A 19,213-nucleotide genomic window follows, 5' to 3' on the forward strand; every position below is an offset into this window, starting at 1 on the left:
CTCCCCAAGATTCTTGCTAAAATAGGCAATATATTCGTTTGAGATAGTGACATAGGCAGAAAAGATGGCTCGCAAAAACCAAAAAGCCCCATGGGAACCAGAAGAAGAAATCATCTGGGTAAGTAAGACTGAAATGAAAACGGACATGGACGCCCTGCAAAAGCTGGGAGAAGAGCTTGTTGAACTAAAGCCTTCTATTCTTGATAAGTTTCCTTTGTCTGAAGATCTGGCTTTAGCGATTAAAGATGCACAGCGCTTTAAAAATGAAGCAAAGCGCCGTCAGCTTCAATACATTGGTAAAGTAATGCGTAATGTAGATCCAGAGCCGATTCAAGCGGCTTTAGATAAGATTCGCAACAAACACTCTCAAGCAACAGTTGAACTGCACAAACTAGAGCAACTGCGTGACCGCGTTGTTGCTGAAGGCGATGCTGCCATTTCAGACGTGATGGATATGTACCCTGAAGCAGACCGTCAACGTCTTCGTCAGCTAGCTCGTCAAGCTAACAAAGAGAAATCAGCGAACAAGCCAGCAAAATCTTCTCGTGAGATTTTCCAAATCTTAAAAGAGCTAAAGCTAGGCGACTAATTTTTGCCTCCCTTTACTCAGAAAGATAGTAAAAGACCTAGCACATGCTAGGTCTTTTTGTATTTGACGCTCTCAATATAAAGAAGTATTCAATATCAGGACTCAGTCGTTATTCTCCAGCTCGAACAAAGGAACTCAATTCGCCTTGTGGGTGATCGGCAGTTAGCGCATCTATCGAGTCTTCGACTAAAACCTTACCCAGTGCCACAAACACAAACTTGTTTGCGATACTGCGCGCATCACCTAAGTGGTGTGTCACCATCAAAACAGTAATGTTTCGCTCTGCTGCTAATCGCTTCACTAAGCTCAGCATCTCTTCACGAAGCAAAGGATCAAGCGCCGAAAAGGGCTCATCAAGCAGCCAAATGTCATGTGGCTGTACGAAGCATCGAGCTAGCGCTACACGCTGACGTTGACCGCCCGATAAATGCTCCGGCAATCTATCCAAATACTCCGCGACCCCAACTTGTGCGGCTGCTTGCTCAACTTCAAGCTTTTGGGTTGCCGTAAGCTTTAACCCTGGGTGCAGCCCCAAACCAATATTTTCACGCACGGTGAGATGGGCAAACAAGTTATGCTCTTGGAACAACATAGCTAATGGGCGTTGATGTGCTTCTTTGCCTATCAAAGATTGCCCTGCTACCGAGATCTCACCCGATGTCGGCTCAATAAAACCAGCAACCAGTGCCAGCAGTGTTGATTTACCCGCCCCACTAGGCCCCATCAATGCAACAATGTCGCCCTGCTCTGCTTGAAAATCAAAACTAAACAACTCTCGGTGATAGTGGTAATCCACATCTTTCATCACTAACATCATCGGTTCCTTAACCCTTTAGCATCTAGCTTTGAGTTTCGAGTAAATAAAAATTCTATCAGACTAAAACTGCCGACACTCAATAACAGCAGACTGACCGAAACAACGGCGGCGGCTTCCATTTGATAGCTGCCTAGCAATTGGAATAGATACAAAGGTAGTGTTCTAAAATCATGACTGCCAAACAAGGCAATCGCACTTAAATCTCCCATTGCAAGCATGAAGCTAATCGAGAATGCGTGCGCCATAGGTTTACGTAATGCTCGCCATTCCACCAGCCTAAATCGCGTAAAGCCGGTCATCCCTAAGCTCGCACACACATACTGATACTGCTGAGACAGGTGCAGCATAGGTTGAGCCAAGGTTTTAATCACGTAAGGCAGCGCCATCAAACTGTTTACTGCAATCACAATAAAGAAAGCCAAGCTGAACACATCGGTAAATGAACGCAGCAATAAGAAAAGGCCAGTACTGATCACTAACCCCGGTGTCACTAAGATAATCGTGCCAATCAGCTCGATTTTATCGGCTCGAAAATTCTTATTCTGCAAGCGCCATGCTCGACTGGTCAGCAGTATCGCAATACCAATAAAAACGGCGATAACACTGGCCAAGGAAGCGACACGAACTGAGGTCATTAACGCCGCCCAAAACGGTTCACTGCTGAGTACCGTCAAAGCTTGAGAGTTAATACCACTAAAGATAACCATGGCTAATGGCGGCAATACCAGCATTGAGACTACGATGATCCAAAAGCTATCCCAAGCTTTTGACCACCAGCTGTCCTTAACCAAATATTTATCTTCCGACAGCTGGCTGGCTGTCACAGAGATTGACTTAGACAGGCGCTGAATACTCACCGCTAACACACCACACAGTAGCATTTGCCATATTGCGAGTAACGCACCAGCCTGTAAGTCAAAGTCGAATTTAATCGCTTGATAGATGGCTAGTTCAATCGTGGTCGATTTAGGGCCTCCACCAAGAGCCATTACGGTAGCAAAGCTGGTGAAGCACAACATGAAAACTAAACCACAAACATGTGGTAGTTGTTGTCTTAAACGTGGCCATTCGACCCATTTAAATTTATTCCAATGGCTCATGCCCAAATGAGCACACAGCTTGTGTTGCTCGGCAGGCACGGTATCCAAAGCTTGTAAAAGTAAACGGCTAGCATAAGGCAGATTAAAGAAAACGTGCGCCAGCAAAATGCCATTCAAACCATAAATCGAGAATGGCAATTCAATGTCGAAGTTAGCCAAAAATTTAGCTAACCAGCCACTGTTACCATAAATCGCAAGCAAGCCAAAGACACCGACTAACACAGGCAGAACCAAAGTCGACGCGAACAGTCTTAACAACAAAGCTCGTCCAAAAAATTGCCTGCGACACAGAGCATGAGCAACGGGTATAGCAAAGCCAACACTCAGCACAGTTGAGAGTATCGCTTGATAAAAACTGAATTTCGTTACATGCCAATAGTAAGGATCGGACCATACTTGGCTGATATCAAGAGAAGGGGCATTGCTAAGCAATGCCCCAACTGCTGAAACCACGAAGGCGGTAATGAGTATCGCAACCCAGATCCCGACCTTAGGTGTTTTCTTTATCATAAATTGATTTTTTACCGTGAATAGTTCGCTCAAAGTATATCGAACGAACTTTTAAATACAGGACGTTAAAAAGTAAGCGCACTCTGCCATTCGCGAATCCAAGGCTTACGCTTAGCGGCAATTTCTTCAGGCGTAAAGCTCAGAGCTTTCTGCGGTACCGTTAACTGCTCGAACCCTTTTGGTAGTTCGATGTCAGTCACTGGGTACATCCAGTTGCCCGTTGGCATTGCTGATTGGAATTCGTCACTTAGAATAAACGCCATAAACTCATCAGCAAGTTTCTCGTTCTTGCTACCTTTTACCTTGGCTGCCACTTCAACTTGAGTGTAATGACCTTCTTCAAAGCTTGCAGCTGCGTACTTAGAATCACTTTCTGCAATGATGTGATAAGCCGGAGAAGTTGTGTAAGACAACACTAAATCAGACTCTCCTTCTAGAAACATAGAGTAAGCTTCAGACCAGCCTTTAGTCACAGTAACCGTTTTCTGAGCAAGTTTCTTCCATGCTGCAGTTGCTTCATCACCGTAAACCGACTTCATCCAAAGCATCATGCCTTGGCCTGGTGTTGATGTACGTGGGTCTTGGTAGATAACCTTGAGGTCATCACGCTGCTCGACCAATTCTTTCAAACTCTTAGGCGGGTTTGCTAATTTCTCTTTGTTATAGATAAACGCAAAGTAACCAAAATCATAAGGAACAAAGGTGCTGTCGTTCCAACCGTTAGGAAGTGTCACTGATGACGTATCAACACTGTGCTCAGCTAATAAGCCTGTCGCTTTCGCTTCAGCCATTAGATTATTATCTAGGCCTAACACGATGTCTGCTTTGCTGTTACCACCTTCAAGACGCAAGCGGTTAAGAATAGACACGCCATCTTCTAGCGCGACAAAATTCACATCACAGCCACACTTTTCTTCGAATGCTTTTTCAACGGCAGGACGAGGGCCCCAATCCGCAGCAAAAGAATCATAGGTATATACAGTTAGAGTATTGTCTGCAGCAACGGCAGAAAAAGAGATGGCTGTAGTAACAGCAAGGGTTGTTAATGTGAATTTCACTGGACGCTCTCCATGGTCTGAGCGGCACAGGTTTGAGGGAGGAGAACGGTAGAAGTTGTTCCTAACTCAATTCCTACGCCAGCATTATCTGGTTCAGGTTTACGGGTCCCAAGCACTTGCTTGATCTCAGCTCGCATTCATTATTTGAATGGTTAGCTCCCCGATGAGTGTTCAGAATTGTAATTCGAATTTTAACAATAAGCTATCAAGTTTGGATCAATTACGTTGATCGTAACCCCAACGTGGCACTAAACCTTGCTCAATACCAAGATGATCCAAAATACGCGCCACCATAAAATCGACCAGATCTTCGATCGACTTAGGTTGGTGATAAAAACCCGGAGCCGCAGGCATGATCGTTACGCCCATGGTCGAGAGTTTGTGCATGTTCTCTAGATGCAGCGTAGAAAATGGCGTCTCACGAACCACCAACAGCAGCTGGCCTCGCTCTTTCATAACCACATCAGCAGCTCGCTCAATCAGGTTATCTGATAGACCATGAGCAATTGAAGCTAAGCTTCCCGCAGAACATGGACACACCACCATCTGCTTCGGTGCTGCAGAACCAGAGGCAACCGGTGAGAACCAGTCATCTTTGCCACACACCACCAGCTTTTCTGGGTCGCAACCTAAATGCTTAACCAAAGCTTGTTTCGCTGCGTCAGGCCCAGCAGGTAACTTAAGTTCATGCTCAGTCGCCAACACCACTCGCGCTGCCGACGATATCAGCAAATAGACCTGATAATCTGCCGCCAATAGGCATTCAAGTAAACGCAGTCCGTAAGGCGCACCAGATGCGCCAGTGAAAGCGAGGGTTATAGCTTTATCGTGTTTTGTCATGTTCTCAATTACTTCAAATTATAGGGGCTTGGATGCCGTTAGCCCTGAGTGCCAACGCATCCAACAGTTTCTGGTGAATACCACCAAAACCACCGTTACTCATTACCAAGATTTGGTCGCCCGCTTGTGCCTCTGAGACAATTCTAGCAACGAATGCGTCCATGTCATCACTAACGTGCGCGGGTTGATGGCACGCATCGGCCACGTCTTGTACAGACCAATCAATGTTATCCGGTTGGAATAAGTAGGTAGAATCCGCCTGCTTGAGCGAATCAGCCAAGGTTTCTTTGTGCACACCACGCTTCATGGTGGCAGAACGCGGCTCTAAAACGGCAATGATTTTCTTTGTGTCGACCTTATTACGTAAGCCGCCCAGCGTAAGTTCAATCGCTGTAGGGTGATGAGCAAAATCGTCATAGACAGAAACGCCTGCCACTTCGCCTTTAAACTCTAAGCGACGCTTGGTATTAATGAACGTCGCCAGTGATTCGCACCCTAAGTCAGGTGTGACACCAACATGCCTTGCCGCCGCAATCGCCATCAAAGCATTGTTGACGTTATGATCGCCAACCAAATCCCAATCTACGGTTCCAACACATTCACCTTGGAAGTACACCTCAAATTTAGAGCCGTCTTTAACCAGTTTCTTGGCATCCCAATCACCGAGTTCACCACTCGACTCAGTTTCACTCCAGCAGCCACGAGATAACACATCTTGGATCGCGGTGTCTTGCTTCGGTGAGAAAATACGGCCATTACTTGGTACAGTGCGAACCAAATGATGGAACTGTCGCTTGATTGCCTCAAGATCATCAAAGATATCTGCATGATCGAATTCGAGATTGTTCATCACTAACGTTCTTGGGTGGTAATGAACAAACTTAGATCGCTTATCGAAGAAAGCGCTGTCGTATTCGTCAGCTTCAACCACGAAGAACATGCTTTCACCAAGGCGAGCAGAGATACCAAAGTTACCCAACACACCACCAACAAGAAAGCCCGGCGCGTAACCGCAGTCTTCAAGGATCCAAGCCAGCATGCTCGATGTTGTTGTCTTACCATGCGTTCCAGATACCGCCAGAACCCAACGGTCATGCAACAAGAACTCTTGCAACCACTGCGGCCCTGAAGTGTATCTAAGGTTGTTATCCAATACATACTCAACACACGGGTTACCACGGCTCATCGCATTGCCAATGACTACTAAGTCAGGTCTTGGTTCTAATTGGCTCGGGTCGAACCCTTCAATAATCTCAATCCCCTGAGACTCCAACAAGGTGCTCATTGGAGGATAAACATTCGCGTCACTACCAGTAACCTTGTGACCTAATTGACGAGCCAATACCGCAGCACCACCCATGAAGGTGCCACAAATTCCTAAGATATGAATATGCATATATTGCTTCCAAACGCTTGGCTAAATGAGCCATGTCTAAATCAAACTACTTGCACTCATTATCATTAAATGGCGATTAAAAGCGAGCCACAATGCAAAACAAATTTAGTCGACATAGTAAGTGAGATCTGTGTCGCTTAGTTCATTACCATTAAAAAGATCTAACCTTTAGAATTTAGGTAAGCGTCTAGATGAATAAAGCCCATATAAGAGGCTAATTCTACAGTGCTCAAATCCCCCCTAATATTCAGAGAAGTTTAAGGAAATAACATGTCTGAGATGCGCACCCTTGGTGAATTCATTGTTGCAAAACAAAATGACTTCCCCCATGCAAGCGGTGATCTATCATCCCTTTTGTCATCAATTCGTCTTGCTGCGAAAATTGTTAACCGCGAAATTAACAAAGCAGGTCTTGTCGACATTACTGGCGCTGTTGGTACAGACAACGTTCAAGGTGAAGAGCAACAAAAGCTAGACCTATACGCGAACGACAAGTTTAAAGCTGCACTTGAAGCCCGAGACCAAGTTTGTGGTGTTGCGAGTGAAGAAGAAGACGAAGCCGTTGCCTTCAATAAAGAGCTCAACAAAAACGCAAAATACGTCGTGCTGATGGATCCACTTGATGGTTCTTCAAACATCGATGTGAATGTATCGGTTGGTACAATCTTCTCTATCTACCGTCGAGTATCACCGATTGGTACTCCGCCAACACAAGAAGATTTCCTACAACCTGGGCACAAGCAAGTTGCCGCGGGTTACGTAATTTACGGTTCTTCAACCATGCTTGTTTACACAACAGGTGCTGGTGTAAATGGTTTCACCTACGACCCATCACTGGGTACCTTCTGTCTATCTCATGAAAACATGATGATCCCTGATGAAGGCAAGATTTACTCGATCAACGAAGGTAACTACTTCCGCTTCCCAACGGGTGTTAAAAAGTACATCAAGTACTGCCAAGAAGATGAGCCGAGTGACAACCGCCCTTATACTTCTCGTTACATTGGTTCTCTAGTATCAGATTTCCACCGTAACCTGCTAAAAGGCGGCATCTACTTATACCCAAGTACACAAAGCCACCCTCAAGGTAAGTTGCGTTTGCTTTATGAGTGCAACCCAATTGCTTTCCTTATGGAACAGGCTGGTGGTATCGCTTCAGACGGTGTTCAACGTATCATGGATATCAAACCAACAGAGTTACACCAACGTGTACCTTTCTTTGTTGGCTCAACAGACATGGTTCGTAAGGTAGAAGAATTTCTTGAGCTTAACCAAGACTAATCCTCTCGTTTATTTCTCAAAATAACACCATTAAAAAAGCCAGCATTCACATGCTGGCTTTTTGTTTATTCATTGAATTATCGAACATCAAATTTCGATTCAGCACCTCGTTCATAGTTGAAGCGGAACCATTTATCGATGTCATCACAAATTCCAAGATAGGTTTCACCACGACGCCCTAGCGCTCTTGGATTCTGAGAACAATACTGAGTTTTACCCACTTCGTAACCTTGGCCATAAGCGGCATACAAGTTTGCATCAATTGATGGTGAAGACGCGGCTTCAGCCAAACTTGCTTCAGTCTGTTTGGTTTTTCCTTTCAGCGCCATTTCTTCGCCAAAGCTCTGCCAATCGGTCGTGTTCATTGATGTTGGTGGCGGAGTTTGCGCACAACCAAATAGCATTACTGATAGCACCAATAATATATATTTCATAATTTCCTCCTGATGGAAAAGACTAGCTCGTACATTGAGACTTTTAGCTATTACGTCAGAATGCTTCCAGTAGTTCATTCACTATAGCGGGTTGTTCCGCTTACACCAGTCACCCGAAAGTATTTCTTTATTAGCTGTTAGATCAAGCTGATACAAATATACCCATGCTAATCCAAATATAGTCTCTATTTGCTCGCGACGATACTCAACAGGGACATCTTCTAGCCGATCGAGCGACTCCAAAATTTCGTCGTTAATGATATAGACCTCGCCAGCGACACTTTTCTTTCCAAAAATCATCGCCGGATAGGCACCTAAATCAAAAAGAGTAAACGACTCTGGTGTATCAAAGCGCCCCAACAACTCACAATGCTGCAAATAGTGGTGATTAGACTGGCCTTCTCTCAACGTGCCATAGACGAACACAAGATGCTGCATAAACCCTCCACAAGCCCTTCATACTTTTACTTCGATGAATGGCTGAAACATTATCTACTCGAGCTCAAATTACTCTATTCAAACTTCTTTACTCGAACTCGAATTGATAAAGAAGGTCCACAGCACTGTCTAGGCCCGATACGGCTTCAACATAGAGATCCTGCATCAATCGATAACGAACAGTAAATTCACCTAACGAGTTGAAGATACCCACGCCATATTTCACCTGTAAGCCAGGCAGAATGTAGCCACTTACCGTTACTTGTGAGTCATCACCAGAACCTGCGGTATCCAGTTGTAAATCTTGCACACCAAACGCTTCACCGATTTCGCCGACAACTTTACCGCTCTTCGCCAAGCTCAAGCCAATTAAGGTGGTTGTCATCGAACCGCTCGACTCGCCGTCGATATCTTGGCCACGCAATATATAAGACAGCGCATTCGCTTGAGGCATCGCTGGGTCAGAATAAATCTCAATGGTCGGCTCTGTCGCAGGGCCCGTCACTCGAATACCTGCGGTCACATCATCCTGAGTATTATCTGGGTTACGTATCGCATTGATTGCTACGTATGGCTGATCCGGCGGACCATTCATTAGAATCTTACCTTCTTCGATCAACAGATCTTGTCCGAATGATTGGTAAGTACCATCGACGATGTTCACTTCACCGGTAATGAATGGACCTTGGTCTTTTTGAGCCACATTGAGCTTACCAACCAAGTCGCCTTCAAGACCGAATGCTGACAATTTAAAGTCATCACCAATGGAGATATTAATATTGGTCATCACATTGAATGGAATCGTGTCTTCATTTTCTGGCTCAAGATCTTTATTCAAGATAACTTGATCAGAGGACACACCAACCGCTGTCGGCGGTAAGTCTTCGACAACAATACGTCCCCAAGGCAATGCAATATCACCCGTAATTTTTGCAAGCTCTGGCGTGACATCAATGGTCATGTCGGGAACAACCTTCACCTTCACCATAGGCGGGATAACAACCATCAACTCGTCGGCAAACACTCTGACATTAGAGTGCCATGCTTGAAGGTCCTGCCAATCCCCAGAGCCTTCGATATCAAGGTGACCATCCGGTGTTTCAACATTGGCATCTAACTTCGCGCTGTAGCCGTCAAAATCGAGGTCAATACGACCACCTTTAATATCCACTGGCGTCACATCGCCTTTGACTTGAATACCATCAACAGAGAATTGGCCAAAGACTTGAGGATGCATCAAGGAGCCTTTTACTTTTAAATCACTCTCAAGATCCGCCTTCAATAGGCTGTATTCACCAAGAATCGGCTGTAAGAAATCCAGATGGAACGTTGTCAGCTGAATTGCCGCATCAACCATTTTGTCGTCAGCGAGAATATCCGGTAGCGACACAGTGCCAGACAGGTCACCATTATCAGACACATCCAACTTAAAATCGGCATCCAGTTTGTTATCTTTCAGTTGGGCATTCAATGCAACGCTTTCCCAACCTAATGTGATTGGCTCACCAACTTGCTGAACAACCTGACCTTTCGGCATATCGACGCTAACCGTCACCTCAGGTTCACCTTGTTCCGACCACTTAGCATGAGCGGTCGCATTCACTAAGCCCTGTAGTTGTGTTTCTTTAGGCACAAAGGCTTTAATCTGTTCGAAGTCGAATTGGTTGATCGCCAATTTGGCCTCACCCGACTTTCCGACACGCACGTCTTCATCCAGACACACACTCGAACCCGATTGCTTCCAACAGTGCGCTTGTACATCAGCAAACTGATTATCGACATCCGCCTTAATTGCGACAGGTTGATCTAATACCCAAGGTCCCTGCTGAGTGGTAATTTTGACTCTATCTAACGCCCCATCCCAAATAAGAGAAGGTTTTTGAATCAACTCACCGGAAATCGCTAAGCTTGTAGACACGATGTCGGATATCACATCAAGTGTCACGGTATGCTTCTTCTCACCACCACTCACTGTTAAGTCGATGCTTTCAACACTCTGATCTTGATAGGTTAAGTTCTTGGCTTTTAGTACAAGATCAGCTTGAGCTTCAGGTAATGGCAGTGGAACCACAGATCCATTGAGCGACAAGGATTCCAGTGTAGCCTCGTTATTCCAATCGACCTTATCAACATTTAAAGCAAGATCGACCTCAGGTTCTTTCGTTGGGCCGCTCAGTTGGATGCTACCAATCACTCTGCCTTTCAACTCGGGAATACTTTTTGCGATCTCAGGGAAGAAGATCTCAACGCCCATGTCCCATTGCTTATCAAGCTCACCCAGCGCCTTAATCGAGTTAACACCGTGAGCCAAACTCAAACCACTGGTTTTCAGTTTAGGTTCACCGCTCGCGCTGCGATCAGACGCTGACAACTGCCCTTCGATATCCAGAGGGTATTCTCGCAAGATCCCTTCAATATCGAGCTTCGGTAGTTCAATCGCCCAACCACCCGCTTCCGTCAACTCACCCGAAGTGACGATGCTTCCGCTAATGTTACCTTCGGCTTCAGGCCACTGTAGACCCGGTTGTATGTCTTTGAGCGTCACATCGGCTTGCCAATTAACGAGCTTCTTCCAGTTCGCTTTGACTACACCATTTAGTTCGCCACCCAAGGTATTCAGTTTCAAGCGTTCAAGTTCAATCTGTTCTGTGGTGCCTTTGCCTTGCAGGTCGATGGCTAACGCAGGTATCTCCTTACCGTTCGCTTTGCCTTTAAGTTGCACATTAAAACCATCTAATGAGCCATCGGCTTTGAACTTCTCGATAGCCGCTTGATAGTCACTTTTACCGGTTAGAGGCCATTGCGCTTTACCTCCCTCTAAAAGAAGGTCAAATGGCAGAGTCGGTTCTAAGGGTTGAATATCACCAGACAGTTGTGCCTCAATCAATTCAGAAAACTGAGAATCTAAGTGCAGCTTAGCCACGCTGCCTTGTGCTTTCAGCGATAATTTCTGACCAGCGAGGTCGGTTTCTTTCACTAACGCATCCAAAGAAAGTTCTAGCGGATAGCCATCCTTGAGCTCAACCTTCGTCGCTAAATTCGCGCTTACTTGTGGCATATCGAGTTCGAGAGTAGAAACATCGACCGTATGTTTCCCTGCTCGAGCTTCTAGTCCAAGGTGGTTTACCACAATCGGTGTTTCTTGTTCTAAAGTGAAATTGTTGAGATCAAAACGCTCAAGTACAACCTGCAAAGGAATTAAGACTTCAGGCAACTCGATAGCCGTTTTAGTAGCAGCCTCTGGTTCTACCGTTTCGGTTTGCGGTTCTTCTGTCGATTCTGCAAGCTTAACTTTTAGGTCATTGAACAAGGTTGGCGATACCGTCAGCGTTTCCCCCTGCATACCTAGAGCCGTTGAGAACAAACCCCATTCAATTTCATGACCCAAGATATTCAATTTGATATCAGACAACGCGATACGATTGATCACTATTGGTAGTGGTGTTTTCACCGATGTCACGGGCGGAGTCGGTTCTGCTTCTTCTGTTGAAGCTGGTGGTAATTCAGTAAATGCGAAATCCAAACCTTGAATCGCTAAGCGGTCGACACACAATTTAGGGTCGAGTAAACAACGAGGATTAATCGCCAAGTTCAGCTTTTTTACCTTGGTGTCGATATGCAGGCTGTCATCTTTAAATTGAACATTATTAAGCGTAAAGCTTGGGAACAGAGCCCCTTTAGTGCTTTCTACTTTAAGTTGTGGCAATGCTTTTTCAGCGCCCCATAGCACTGTATTCAACCCAGGATTGGTGAACAAAACAAAACCGAGCAGGGCTATCAACAACAGCAAAATAGACGTCAGTGAAATTGACGTCCATTTTATGCATTTACCCATCACTTTGATCATAATTCTGGCCCTAAGCTAAAGTGTAACTGGAACTCATCACCTTTTGCTGCATCTAGACCCCAAGCAAAATCTAAGCTCACAGGACCGACGGGCGACGCCCAACGAACCCCGACGCCGGTACCATGTTTCCATTCAGGTTTATCATTGAAGGCATCACCAATATCGTAGAAAGCCGCACCCCACCAATTCCCAACCAATCGGTATTGATATTCAAAAGAGCTGGTTGCAATAAATTTTGCACCCGTTAGTGCGCCACTTTCATCACGAGGAGAGATAGATTCATAACCATAACCACGAATACTGTTATCACCACCGGCAAAGAACCTTAGCGAGGGAGACAGCTTCTCAAACTCGTCGGCAAAGTTTCCGCCGAATTGAAGGCGAGTTAAACCGCGGTGATTATTACCAATGCTGCGAATCCATGCGGTTTGGCCTTGAAAACGCACTACCTTAGTTTCAGATAATAAGGTGTCATCAGCCGCTTCAAACATAATGGTTTGTTTATCGCCCCACATCGGCATCGACCCACCACGCGTTCGAGTTCGCGAGAAAGAGATACCCGGCAACACGAATTGCGCTAAGTCATCTTGCAAACCTTGTTCATAGTTTTCGACCAAGTATCGAATAAATACAGTACGTTGCCAGCCATTATCCAGACGCCAATATCTTTCTAAGGCTAAGTTTGACTCCAAACTTTTTGTATCTCGGTTATCCAAGTTCTTCATACCGTACTTAATTTGATAGTAGTCATTAAGCACGTCATCCAATGGGATTTTATAAGCCGCGGTAATCGTCTGCTCGGGCTTGGAGATCGACAGGCTACTATTGAAGCTATGACCTTTCTCGTTAACCCAAGGTTTCTTCCATTTTAGGGTGCCTTTTACACCAAGGTCTGTTGATACACCGATACCTGTTTCGATTTGGTTACGCGCTTGCGGAGCAAGACTCACCTTCATCGGAATTTCACGGCCTTCGCCCAATTGGCTTAAATCAGGTTCAACAAAAACAGAAGAGAACCAATCCGTATTGGACAGGTTTTGGTTGTACTCACCGACTTTGGTTATCGAGTAAGGTTCGCCATCCTCAAATGGTTTAAGTGACTGCACCTTATCTTCTTCAATCTGGCTACCGGTAACCTGAGTGGTACCAAAGTGGTAGCGGATACCACTGTCATAATGAAGGCGAACATAAGCACGGTTTAATTCGGGAGCGACTTCGAGCTTACTGAGGTCGTAAGCCCCATCGAAATAACCTTTCGCTAATCCAAGGTTACGTATCGACGATTTCAAAGAATCATAATTACCATGATTAAGCACTGAGCCTTTAGACAGATTGCTCTTGGCGATCAAAGCCAAAAAGTCAGGATCATCTTTGGCTTCACCAGTTAGAACGATATCTGAAGTATAAATAACAACAGGCTCTCCCTGCTCAACCGTGACCGTCAGCTCGGTATCATCTTCGGCGTGAGTAAATGTGATGCGAGGTTGGTAGTAACCTAATGCATTCAGCGCTTCTTTGATCATAGATTCCAAGCGTGATTGGAACCTTAGCGAAACCGAGTACTCTTCTTCAGGGATCGCACTCAGATAAGCATCAACATTATCCTCAAGCGCTCCATCTAGCCCTTTAATTTCAAGGGAAACGTCAGCGAAAGCGAGCGTCGATGACAGTAGAGTGCCAATCAGAACTGGTAAAGTTTTTCTTATCATGTTTAATTGGTGAAGAAGTTATCAATACGTTAATAAGTGAAAAGAAATAATACCGCTAAAAAGGCATTGAGTCTGTAATAAATCCTGCAATAACACGGTCTAATTTAAAGACTTAGTCAATATGAACTAACCGTTGATATGAACCTACAGTTAGTAAAAGCCAACGCGGTAAACGTATGCGAAAAGGAATATAACATGCTAAACAAACAACAACTGGTTTCCGCAGCAACCGCATTACCGGGAAATGCTGACCCAATCCAAATCACTGAGCGCCATTTTGTCAATCAAACGGATCTACTCGATGCTCCTACGGGTTCTCAACAAGAAGTCCTACTTGGTATGGGATGCTTCTGGGGAGCTGAGCGTTTATTCTGGCAACTGGATGGCGTGATCTCCACATCCGTTGGCTACGCAGGTGGGTACACGCTCAATCCTACTTATGAGCAGGTATGTAGCGGGCAAACCGGCCATACCGAAGTTGTTCGTGTCATTTTTGATAGCGAACAAACGTCTCTAGCTCGAATACTTGAGACCTTTTGGGAACGCCATGACCCAACTCAAGGTATGCGTCAAGGCAACGATTTGGGGACCCAATATCGCTCGGCAATTTACACATTCAGTGAACAGCAGCAAGCTGTCGCCGAACACTCCAAACAAGAATATCAACGAGCGATGACTGAATCTTTAGGCAACGAGATCACGACGGAAGTTCTACCTGCTGGAAAATATTTTTTCGCGGAAACCTACCACCAACAATACCTAGCAAAAAACCCTAACGGTTACTGTGGGTTGGGCGGTACGGGTGTGTGCTTCCCTCCACAATAATTTGTGTTAGGCATACCAACTAGAACGTCACCCATAAAAAAAGGGCTTCCAATTAGGAAGCCCTTTTTCACTATAAATCTATTTAATACAAGACAATTCAATAAAGCTCAGTTACACCGGCAGTGCAGCAATTGTGCCGTTAACTTCTTTAAAAATAGTGAGCTTTTGTTTGTCTGAAACTTCAGGAAGAAGCACCTTGCCTTGGTCGAAGCGAAACTCTCCGATACCTTCAATAGCAAACTGGCCTTTGAACAGGACTTTAACGAAACGCGCCACCTGATGTGGACGGTAAGTAGAAAATTTTCTTAACATAATACAACCTCAATTCCATTTGAGTACTACAGTCGCGCACCTGAACACCACCGTATTCAAAGCACATTAAATCGCTAATTCCTTTAGCAAACAGCAAGATAATCTATTGTTCATCTCGATATTGATGCATTATACCTTTTGGTAACAAGCCTGCAACTTATTTCTACGTCGTACGATAAAAAAGTTAAAGAGGCATTTTTCAAATTTCATATTATACTTCCAGAGCAAACCAATAAGCGGAACAAAAATATAATGAAAAACAAAACTCTACTGGCTTTTTTAGCCGCAGCCTCTCCACTCTTTGCCAATGCTCACAACTTATCTGTAGGTGAAACTCTGCCTGCTGTCGATGTTAGCAACTATGGTGAAATCGTACTAAACGACGGAAATACTGGATATCAAGCTTGGGCAACCAACGCTCTTCTAGGTAAAGTTCGCGTCGTTCAAGCAATCGCTGGCCGCAGCAGCTCTAAAGAGCTCAACGCACCACTGATGGCAGCCATTACAGCATCGAAATTCGCAGAAGACAGCTACCAAACCACTACCATCATCAACCAAGATGATGCGATTTGGGGTACGGGGTCTTTTGTTAAATCATCAGCCGAAAGCAGCAAAGAAGAATTTCCATGGTCTTCTATGGTGCTAGATGAAGACGGAGCCGTCGCGTCATCATGGGCTTTAGCAGAAGAAAGCTCAGCGATTATCGTTCAAGACAAGCAAGGTAAAATATTGTTTGTTAAAGAAGGCGCTCTCAACGAATCAGAAGTCACGCAAGTTATTGAATTGATTAAAGCCAGCCTTTAATCAGATAATCGCGTCTTTTTCGAGACCTGACCAAAGGATATTGTTATATTATAACAGTATCCTTTTTTAATTCTGTGGTTAATCATCCTCATGTGGCAAAACACACCTAACAATGTGAAACGCAAAACAGGCTTGTTGCTTGGGCTGATGCTCATGTTAAGCGTGTTAGCAGCGACACATATTGTGGATATCGACCCAGATCATCACTCTTCACATCATTGTGAGCTGTTTTCGATAAATCAGTTCATTACGGCGCACTCACTGCCACAGATCCCAGAGTTCCATTCAGAATTTACTGCCACTATCACAGAATCAGTAATTTCGTTACAGCGCTTGTATTTCGCTTATTTAGCACGTTCACCTCCTGTAAAGATCGCTTAATTACCACTATTTTTTAATTAATCTTTATTCAGGAAAAAAACATGAAACCTACTATTTTAGCCGTTGTTATCGGCATGACTGTCTCTGCGAATGTTCTAGCTAACGAAGAGTTCCGCTCTCACGAAGCACACGTGCACGGTAAAGTTGAAGTAAACATAGCTCAAGATGGACAAGAGCTGCTTGTTGAAGTAACGGCTCCCGGCGCTGATGTGGTTGGCTTTGAACATGCTCCAGAGACTGCCGAGCAGAAGAAAGTGTTTGAGCAAGCTATCGCGCAATTAAATAAGCCAGAAGAGCTATTTGGTTTCAACAATGCAGGCTGTACGCTGAAGTTCAAGTCAGTGACGAACACCTTGGAAGGCGATCATGATGACCATGAAGGCCATGAAGGCCATGACCACGCAGAACACGATCATGACGACCACAAAGGCCATGACCACGCGGAACACGATCATGACGACCACAAAGGCCATGACCACGCAGAACACGATCATGACGACCACAAAGGCCATGACCATGCTGAACACGATCATGATGACCATGAAGGCCATGATCACTCAGAAGGTGGGCACGGTGAGTTCACTGTCGAGTATCATTACCAATGTTCAAACATTGCGAAGCTGGATACCGTTAACACCCAATGGTTCTCTAAATTCGGCAACACCAAGTCTATGACTGTGAACCTGTTAACTGACAGCGCGCAAATTCAAGAAATACTTAATGCCGAGCGTATTAGTTTTCAATTCTAATCACGATTAGATTGAATTAAACGCAGATAAACAGCCAAGTAACGACCTGCTTACTTGGCTGTGCAAATCGGTGTGTTCTGGGAATTTATTTTTCTAATAGCTGTCCAGTAAATACACCGCTTTAATCATTGGAGCTAATATGTCTTTTGACAGTTCATCACTTGTGGTCAAACTCGAAAATATCAGCTTTCGTTGGAAGCCTGAATTATCCCCAACGCTAGAGATCCCCTCACTGCATATCCAAGCCCAAGAGCACCTTTTCATCAAAGGGCCTAGTGGTTGTGGGAAGTCAACATTATTAGGGTTATTGACCGGAATTAACCAAGCAGAGCAAGGTGAAGTTTCTATCCTTGGCCAAGATCTCACACAGCTAACGCCTCGCCAGAGAGACAAGTTCAGAGCCGATCATATTGGCTATATATTCCAACAATTTAATCTGCTTCCTTACTTATCCGTGATCGACAATGTGACGCTTCCTTGCCAGTTTTCAAAGATTCGTAAACAGCAAGTCACTGAAAGTCAGAACAGCCTGCAAGCCACCGCTCAAGAATTATTGCTCAGATTAAAGCTACCGCAAGCCTTAATGAACAAACCTGTTACTGAGCTGAGTATTGGTCAACAGCAACGTGTCGCTGCAGCTCGCGCTTTAATCGGCCAACCAAAGATCATCATTGCCGACGAACCAACATCGGCTTTGGATCATGACAACCGAGAAGCCTTCATCGAATTGTTACTCGAGCAAGCAAATCAAGCCGGGTCTACTCTGATATTTGTCAGTCACGATCCAACATTAGAAAAGCTGTTCACTCGAACCATAGATTTAAAAACCGTTAACCAAGCTAAGGTTGTCGTATGAAAGTAATTACTCACTTAGCCCTAAAAAGCGTACTCAACCGTAAAGCCACCGCTATTCTGACGATTCTCACCGTGGCAGTGTCAGTGATTCTATTACTCGGTGTTGAACGTGTAAGAACCGAAGCAAAGAGCAGTTTTGCCAATACGATTTCAGGTACTGACCTTATCGTTGGTGGCCGTTCTGGTCAGGTAAACCTACTGCTTTATTCAGTATTTAGAATCGGTAATGCAACCAACAATATCGACTGGAAAAGTTACGAAGAATTTAGCCAGCATAATGCCGTAAAGTGGGCGATACCCATCTCATTGGGAGATTCGCACAAAGGCTTCCGAGTTATGGGTACAAACCATAGCTACTTCGAAAACTATCGCTATGGAAGTAAGCAACCACTTACTTTTCAGCAGGGTAAAGAGTTTAAACAGCTATTTGATGTAGTAATTGGGGCTGATGTCGCGAAGAAGTTAGATTACAAAATCGGTGATCACATCATTCTTGCACACGGTATCAGTGATGTTGCCTTTAGTCGCCATGATAACCTGCCCTTCACAATTGTCGGTATACTCGCGCCAACCGGCACACCAGTAGATAAAACCGTGCATGTTTCGTTAGAGGCTATTGAAGCGATTCACGTGGGCTGGGAATCAGGAGCCAACCTAGGGCACACGCCAGATGCAGAAACATTAAAGACCTATGATTTCCAACCTAAGCAGATTACCGCGATGATGGTTGGCCTTAAATCGAAAATCCAAACCTTTGCACTGCAACGAGAAATCAATAACTATCGCCAAGAACCTTTGAGCGCCATTATGCCGGGTATTGCGCTTCATGAATTGTGGGGAATGATGGCCGTTGCAGAACAAGCACTACTGATTGTTTCAGGGTTTGTTGTAGTCGCGGGACTATTAGGAATGCTAAGTAGCCTACTGACTAGCTTGCAAGAAAGACGTCGAGAGATGGCCATTTTGCGTGCGATGGGAGCAAGGCCTCGCCATGTCTTTGGTTTACTGATCAGTGAAGCAAGTGCACTGACCTTCCTTGGTATAACACTAGGGGTTGCAGTTTTGTTTGCCCTAATCGCAGTAGTTGCTCCTATTGTGCAACAAAGCTATGGTATCAATATATCGATATCCGCAATCACCCCTCATGAGTGGAAACTGCTTATACTGGTACAAGTTGCCGGAATCATTATCGGCTTTATTCCCGCTTTCAGGGCTTACCGTCAGTCATTGTCTGATGGCATGACTATTCGAATCTAAAATAGGAACCT

18 protein-coding genes and 1 riboswitch are annotated in these 19,213 nt (G+C 44.9%); of the genes, 8 read left to right on the top strand and 10 right to left on the bottom strand.

Annotated elements, in window-relative coordinates:
- Positions 1–64 precede the first annotated feature (64 nt).
- Positions 65–589 (top strand): ribosome biogenesis factor YjgA, encoded by a 525-nt coding sequence (gene yjgA / locus QWZ07_RS20395; protein ID WP_017110573.1) that lies wholly within the window; start codon positions 65–67, stop codon positions 587–589.
- Positions 590–698: 109 nt separating this feature from the next.
- On the opposite strand, the gene thiQ is transcribed toward yjgA, so the two are convergent.
- The 5 genes from thiQ to mpl form a co-directional block, all read right to left on the bottom strand.
- Positions 699–1,403, bottom strand: coding sequence for a thiamine ABC transporter ATP-binding protein (gene thiQ, locus QWZ07_RS20400; protein ID WP_065112000.1), 705 nt, complete (start codon positions 1,401–1,403; stop codon positions 699–701).
- Positions 1,403–3,016, bottom strand: a complete 1,614-nt coding sequence (thiP, locus tag QWZ07_RS20405; RefSeq protein ID WP_192853924.1) for a thiamine/thiamine pyrophosphate ABC transporter permease ThiP — start codon at positions 3,014–3,016, stop codon at positions 1,403–1,405. Before thiP ends, thiQ begins: the two co-directional genes overlap by 1 nt.
- Before the next feature lie 65 nt (positions 3,017–3,081).
- Entirely contained in the window at positions 3,082–4,074 is a 993-nt protein-coding gene (thiB, locus tag QWZ07_RS20410) for a thiamine ABC transporter substrate binding subunit (RefSeq protein WP_017110576.1), read from the bottom strand.
- A 53-nt stretch (positions 4,075–4,127) separates the two neighbouring features.
- A riboswitch (TPP riboswitch) is annotated at positions 4,128–4,247 on the bottom strand.
- Positions 4,248–4,290: 43 nt separating this feature from the next.
- The gene (locus QWZ07_RS20415) at positions 4,291–4,914 is read right to left on the bottom strand and encodes a flavin prenyltransferase UbiX (protein WP_016787846.1); all 624 of its coding nucleotides are present in this window, start codon (positions 4,912–4,914) and stop codon (positions 4,291–4,293) included.
- A 13-nt stretch (positions 4,915–4,927) separates the two neighbouring features.
- Positions 4,928–6,310 carry a UDP-N-acetylmuramate:L-alanyl-gamma-D-glutamyl-meso-diaminopimelate ligase gene (gene mpl / locus QWZ07_RS20420; RefSeq protein ID WP_192853923.1) on the bottom strand — a complete coding sequence of 461 codons (1,383 nt, stop codon included), beginning with the start codon at positions 6,308–6,310 and terminating at the stop codon, positions 4,928–4,930.
- A gap of 270 nt (positions 6,311–6,580) precedes the next feature.
- Here mpl and fbp point away from each other — a divergent pair, with 270 nt between their 5' ends.
- Entirely contained in the window at positions 6,581–7,591 is a 1,011-nt protein-coding gene (fbp, locus tag QWZ07_RS20425; protein ID WP_017107754.1) for a class 1 fructose-bisphosphatase, read from the top strand.
- Positions 7,592–7,668: 77 nt separating this feature from the next.
- Here fbp and QWZ07_RS20430 read toward each other — a convergent pair whose 3' ends face one another.
- The 4 genes from QWZ07_RS20430 to tamA all read right to left on the bottom strand — a co-directional run bounded on the left by QWZ07_RS20430 (position 7,669) and on the right by tamA (position 14,019).
- Positions 7,669–8,025 carry a DUF2799 domain-containing protein gene (locus QWZ07_RS20430; RefSeq protein ID WP_065112004.1) on the bottom strand — a complete coding sequence of 119 codons (357 nt, stop codon included), beginning with the start codon at positions 8,023–8,025 and terminating at the stop codon, positions 7,669–7,671.
- An 81-nt stretch (positions 8,026–8,106) separates the two neighbouring features.
- Positions 8,107–8,463 (bottom strand): gamma-glutamylcyclotransferase family protein, encoded by a 357-nt coding sequence (locus QWZ07_RS20435; protein WP_192853922.1) that lies wholly within the window; start codon positions 8,461–8,463, stop codon positions 8,107–8,109.
- 88 nt (positions 8,464–8,551) lie between these two features.
- Complete coding sequence (gene tamB, locus QWZ07_RS20440) at positions 8,552–12,310, bottom strand: autotransporter assembly complex protein TamB (RefSeq protein ID WP_192853921.1); 3,759 nt, start codon at positions 12,308–12,310, stop codon at positions 8,552–8,554.
- Positions 12,307–14,019 carry an autotransporter assembly complex protein TamA gene (gene tamA / locus QWZ07_RS20445; protein WP_017110580.1) on the bottom strand — a complete coding sequence of 571 codons (1,713 nt, stop codon included), beginning with the start codon at positions 14,017–14,019 and terminating at the stop codon, positions 12,307–12,309. The genes tamB and tamA overlap by 4 nt, the downstream gene beginning before the upstream one ends.
- Before the next feature lie 195 nt (positions 14,020–14,214).
- Here tamA and msrA point away from each other — a divergent pair, with 195 nt between their 5' ends.
- Positions 14,215–14,844, top strand: coding sequence for a peptide-methionine (S)-S-oxide reductase MsrA (gene msrA, locus QWZ07_RS20450; RefSeq protein WP_102295869.1), 630 nt, complete (start codon positions 14,215–14,217; stop codon positions 14,842–14,844).
- Between the two features lie 111 nt (positions 14,845–14,955).
- Here the strand turns inward: msrA and QWZ07_RS20455 are convergent, their stop codons facing one another.
- Positions 14,956–15,156, bottom strand: a complete 201-nt coding sequence (locus tag QWZ07_RS20455; RefSeq protein ID WP_004735283.1) for a DUF1107 family protein — start codon at positions 15,154–15,156, stop codon at positions 14,956–14,958.
- 252 nt (positions 15,157–15,408) lie between these two features.
- Here QWZ07_RS20455 and QWZ07_RS20460 point away from each other — a divergent pair, with 252 nt between their 5' ends.
- The 5 genes from QWZ07_RS20460 to QWZ07_RS20480 all read left to right on the top strand — a co-directional run bounded on the left by QWZ07_RS20460 (position 15,409) and on the right by QWZ07_RS20480 (position 19,202).
- On the top strand, positions 15,409–15,960 hold the full coding sequence (locus tag QWZ07_RS20460; RefSeq protein ID WP_017107748.1) for a YtfJ family protein: 552 nt from the start codon (positions 15,409–15,411) through the stop codon (positions 15,958–15,960).
- A gap of 90 nt (positions 15,961–16,050) precedes the next feature.
- The gene (locus QWZ07_RS20465; RefSeq protein ID WP_076669193.1) at positions 16,051–16,341 is read left to right on the top strand and encodes a DUF2607 family protein; all 291 of its coding nucleotides are present in this window, start codon (positions 16,051–16,053) and stop codon (positions 16,339–16,341) included.
- 41 nt (positions 16,342–16,382) lie between these two features.
- Positions 16,383–17,090 (top strand): zinc uptake protein ZrgA, encoded by a 708-nt coding sequence (gene zrgA / locus QWZ07_RS20470; protein ID WP_192853920.1) that lies wholly within the window; start codon positions 16,383–16,385, stop codon positions 17,088–17,090.
- A gap of 139 nt (positions 17,091–17,229) precedes the next feature.
- On the top strand, positions 17,230–17,946 hold the full coding sequence (locus QWZ07_RS20475) for an ABC transporter ATP-binding protein (protein WP_017110584.1): 717 nt from the start codon (positions 17,230–17,232) through the stop codon (positions 17,944–17,946).
- Positions 17,943–19,202 (top strand): ABC transporter permease, encoded by a 1,260-nt coding sequence (locus QWZ07_RS20480; RefSeq protein ID WP_017110585.1) that lies wholly within the window; start codon positions 17,943–17,945, stop codon positions 19,200–19,202. The genes QWZ07_RS20475 and QWZ07_RS20480 overlap by 4 nt, the downstream gene beginning before the upstream one ends.
- The last annotated feature ends 11 nt before the right edge of the window (positions 19,203–19,213 follow it).

This window comes from Vibrio lentus, assembly GCF_030409755.1.
Taxonomy (GTDB): domain Bacteria; phylum Pseudomonadota; class Gammaproteobacteria; order Enterobacterales; family Vibrionaceae; genus Vibrio; species Vibrio lentus.

Excerpts from the sequence above, each read along its gene's own strand:
- yjgA (WP_017110573.1), top strand. The coding sequence starts at position 65 with ATGGCTCGCAAAAACCAAAAAGCCCCATGGGAACCAGAAGAAGAAATC.
- thiQ (WP_065112000.1), bottom strand. The coding sequence starts at position 1,403 with ATGTTAGTGATGAAAGATGTGGATTACCACTATCACCGAGAGTTGTTT.
- thiP (WP_192853924.1), bottom strand. The coding sequence starts at position 3,016 with ATGATAAAGAAAACACCTAAGGTCGGGATCTGGGTTGCGATACTCATT.
- QWZ07_RS20415 (WP_016787846.1), bottom strand. The coding sequence starts at position 4,914 with ATGACAAAACACGATAAAGCTATAACCCTCGCTTTCACTGGCGCATCT.
- mpl (WP_192853923.1), bottom strand. The coding sequence starts at position 6,310 with ATGCATATTCATATCTTAGGAATTTGTGGCACCTTCATGGGTGGTGCT.
- fbp (WP_017107754.1), top strand. The coding sequence starts at position 6,581 with ATGTCTGAGATGCGCACCCTTGGTGAATTCATTGTTGCAAAACAAAAT.
- QWZ07_RS20430 (WP_065112004.1), bottom strand. The coding sequence starts at position 8,025 with ATGAAATATATATTATTGGTGCTATCAGTAATGCTATTTGGTTGTGCG.
- QWZ07_RS20435 (WP_192853922.1), bottom strand. The coding sequence starts at position 8,463 with ATGCAGCATCTTGTGTTCGTCTATGGCACGTTGAGAGAAGGCCAGTCT.
- tamB (WP_192853921.1), bottom strand. The coding sequence starts at position 12,310 with ATGATCAAAGTGATGGGTAAATGCATAAAATGGACGTCAATTTCACTG.
- tamA (WP_017110580.1), bottom strand. The coding sequence starts at position 14,019 with ATGATAAGAAAAACTTTACCAGTTCTGATTGGCACTCTACTGTCATCG.
- msrA (WP_102295869.1), top strand. The coding sequence starts at position 14,215 with ATGCTAAACAAACAACAACTGGTTTCCGCAGCAACCGCATTACCGGGA.
- QWZ07_RS20455 (WP_004735283.1), bottom strand. The coding sequence starts at position 15,156 with ATGTTAAGAAAATTTTCTACTTACCGTCCACATCAGGTGGCGCGTTTC.
- QWZ07_RS20460 (WP_017107748.1), top strand. The coding sequence starts at position 15,409 with ATGAAAAACAAAACTCTACTGGCTTTTTTAGCCGCAGCCTCTCCACTC.
- QWZ07_RS20465 (WP_076669193.1), top strand. The coding sequence starts at position 16,051 with ATGTGGCAAAACACACCTAACAATGTGAAACGCAAAACAGGCTTGTTG.
- zrgA (WP_192853920.1), top strand. The coding sequence starts at position 16,383 with ATGAAACCTACTATTTTAGCCGTTGTTATCGGCATGACTGTCTCTGCG.
- QWZ07_RS20475 (WP_017110584.1), top strand. The coding sequence starts at position 17,230 with ATGTCTTTTGACAGTTCATCACTTGTGGTCAAACTCGAAAATATCAGC.
- QWZ07_RS20480 (WP_017110585.1), top strand. The coding sequence starts at position 17,943 with ATGAAAGTAATTACTCACTTAGCCCTAAAAAGCGTACTCAACCGTAAA.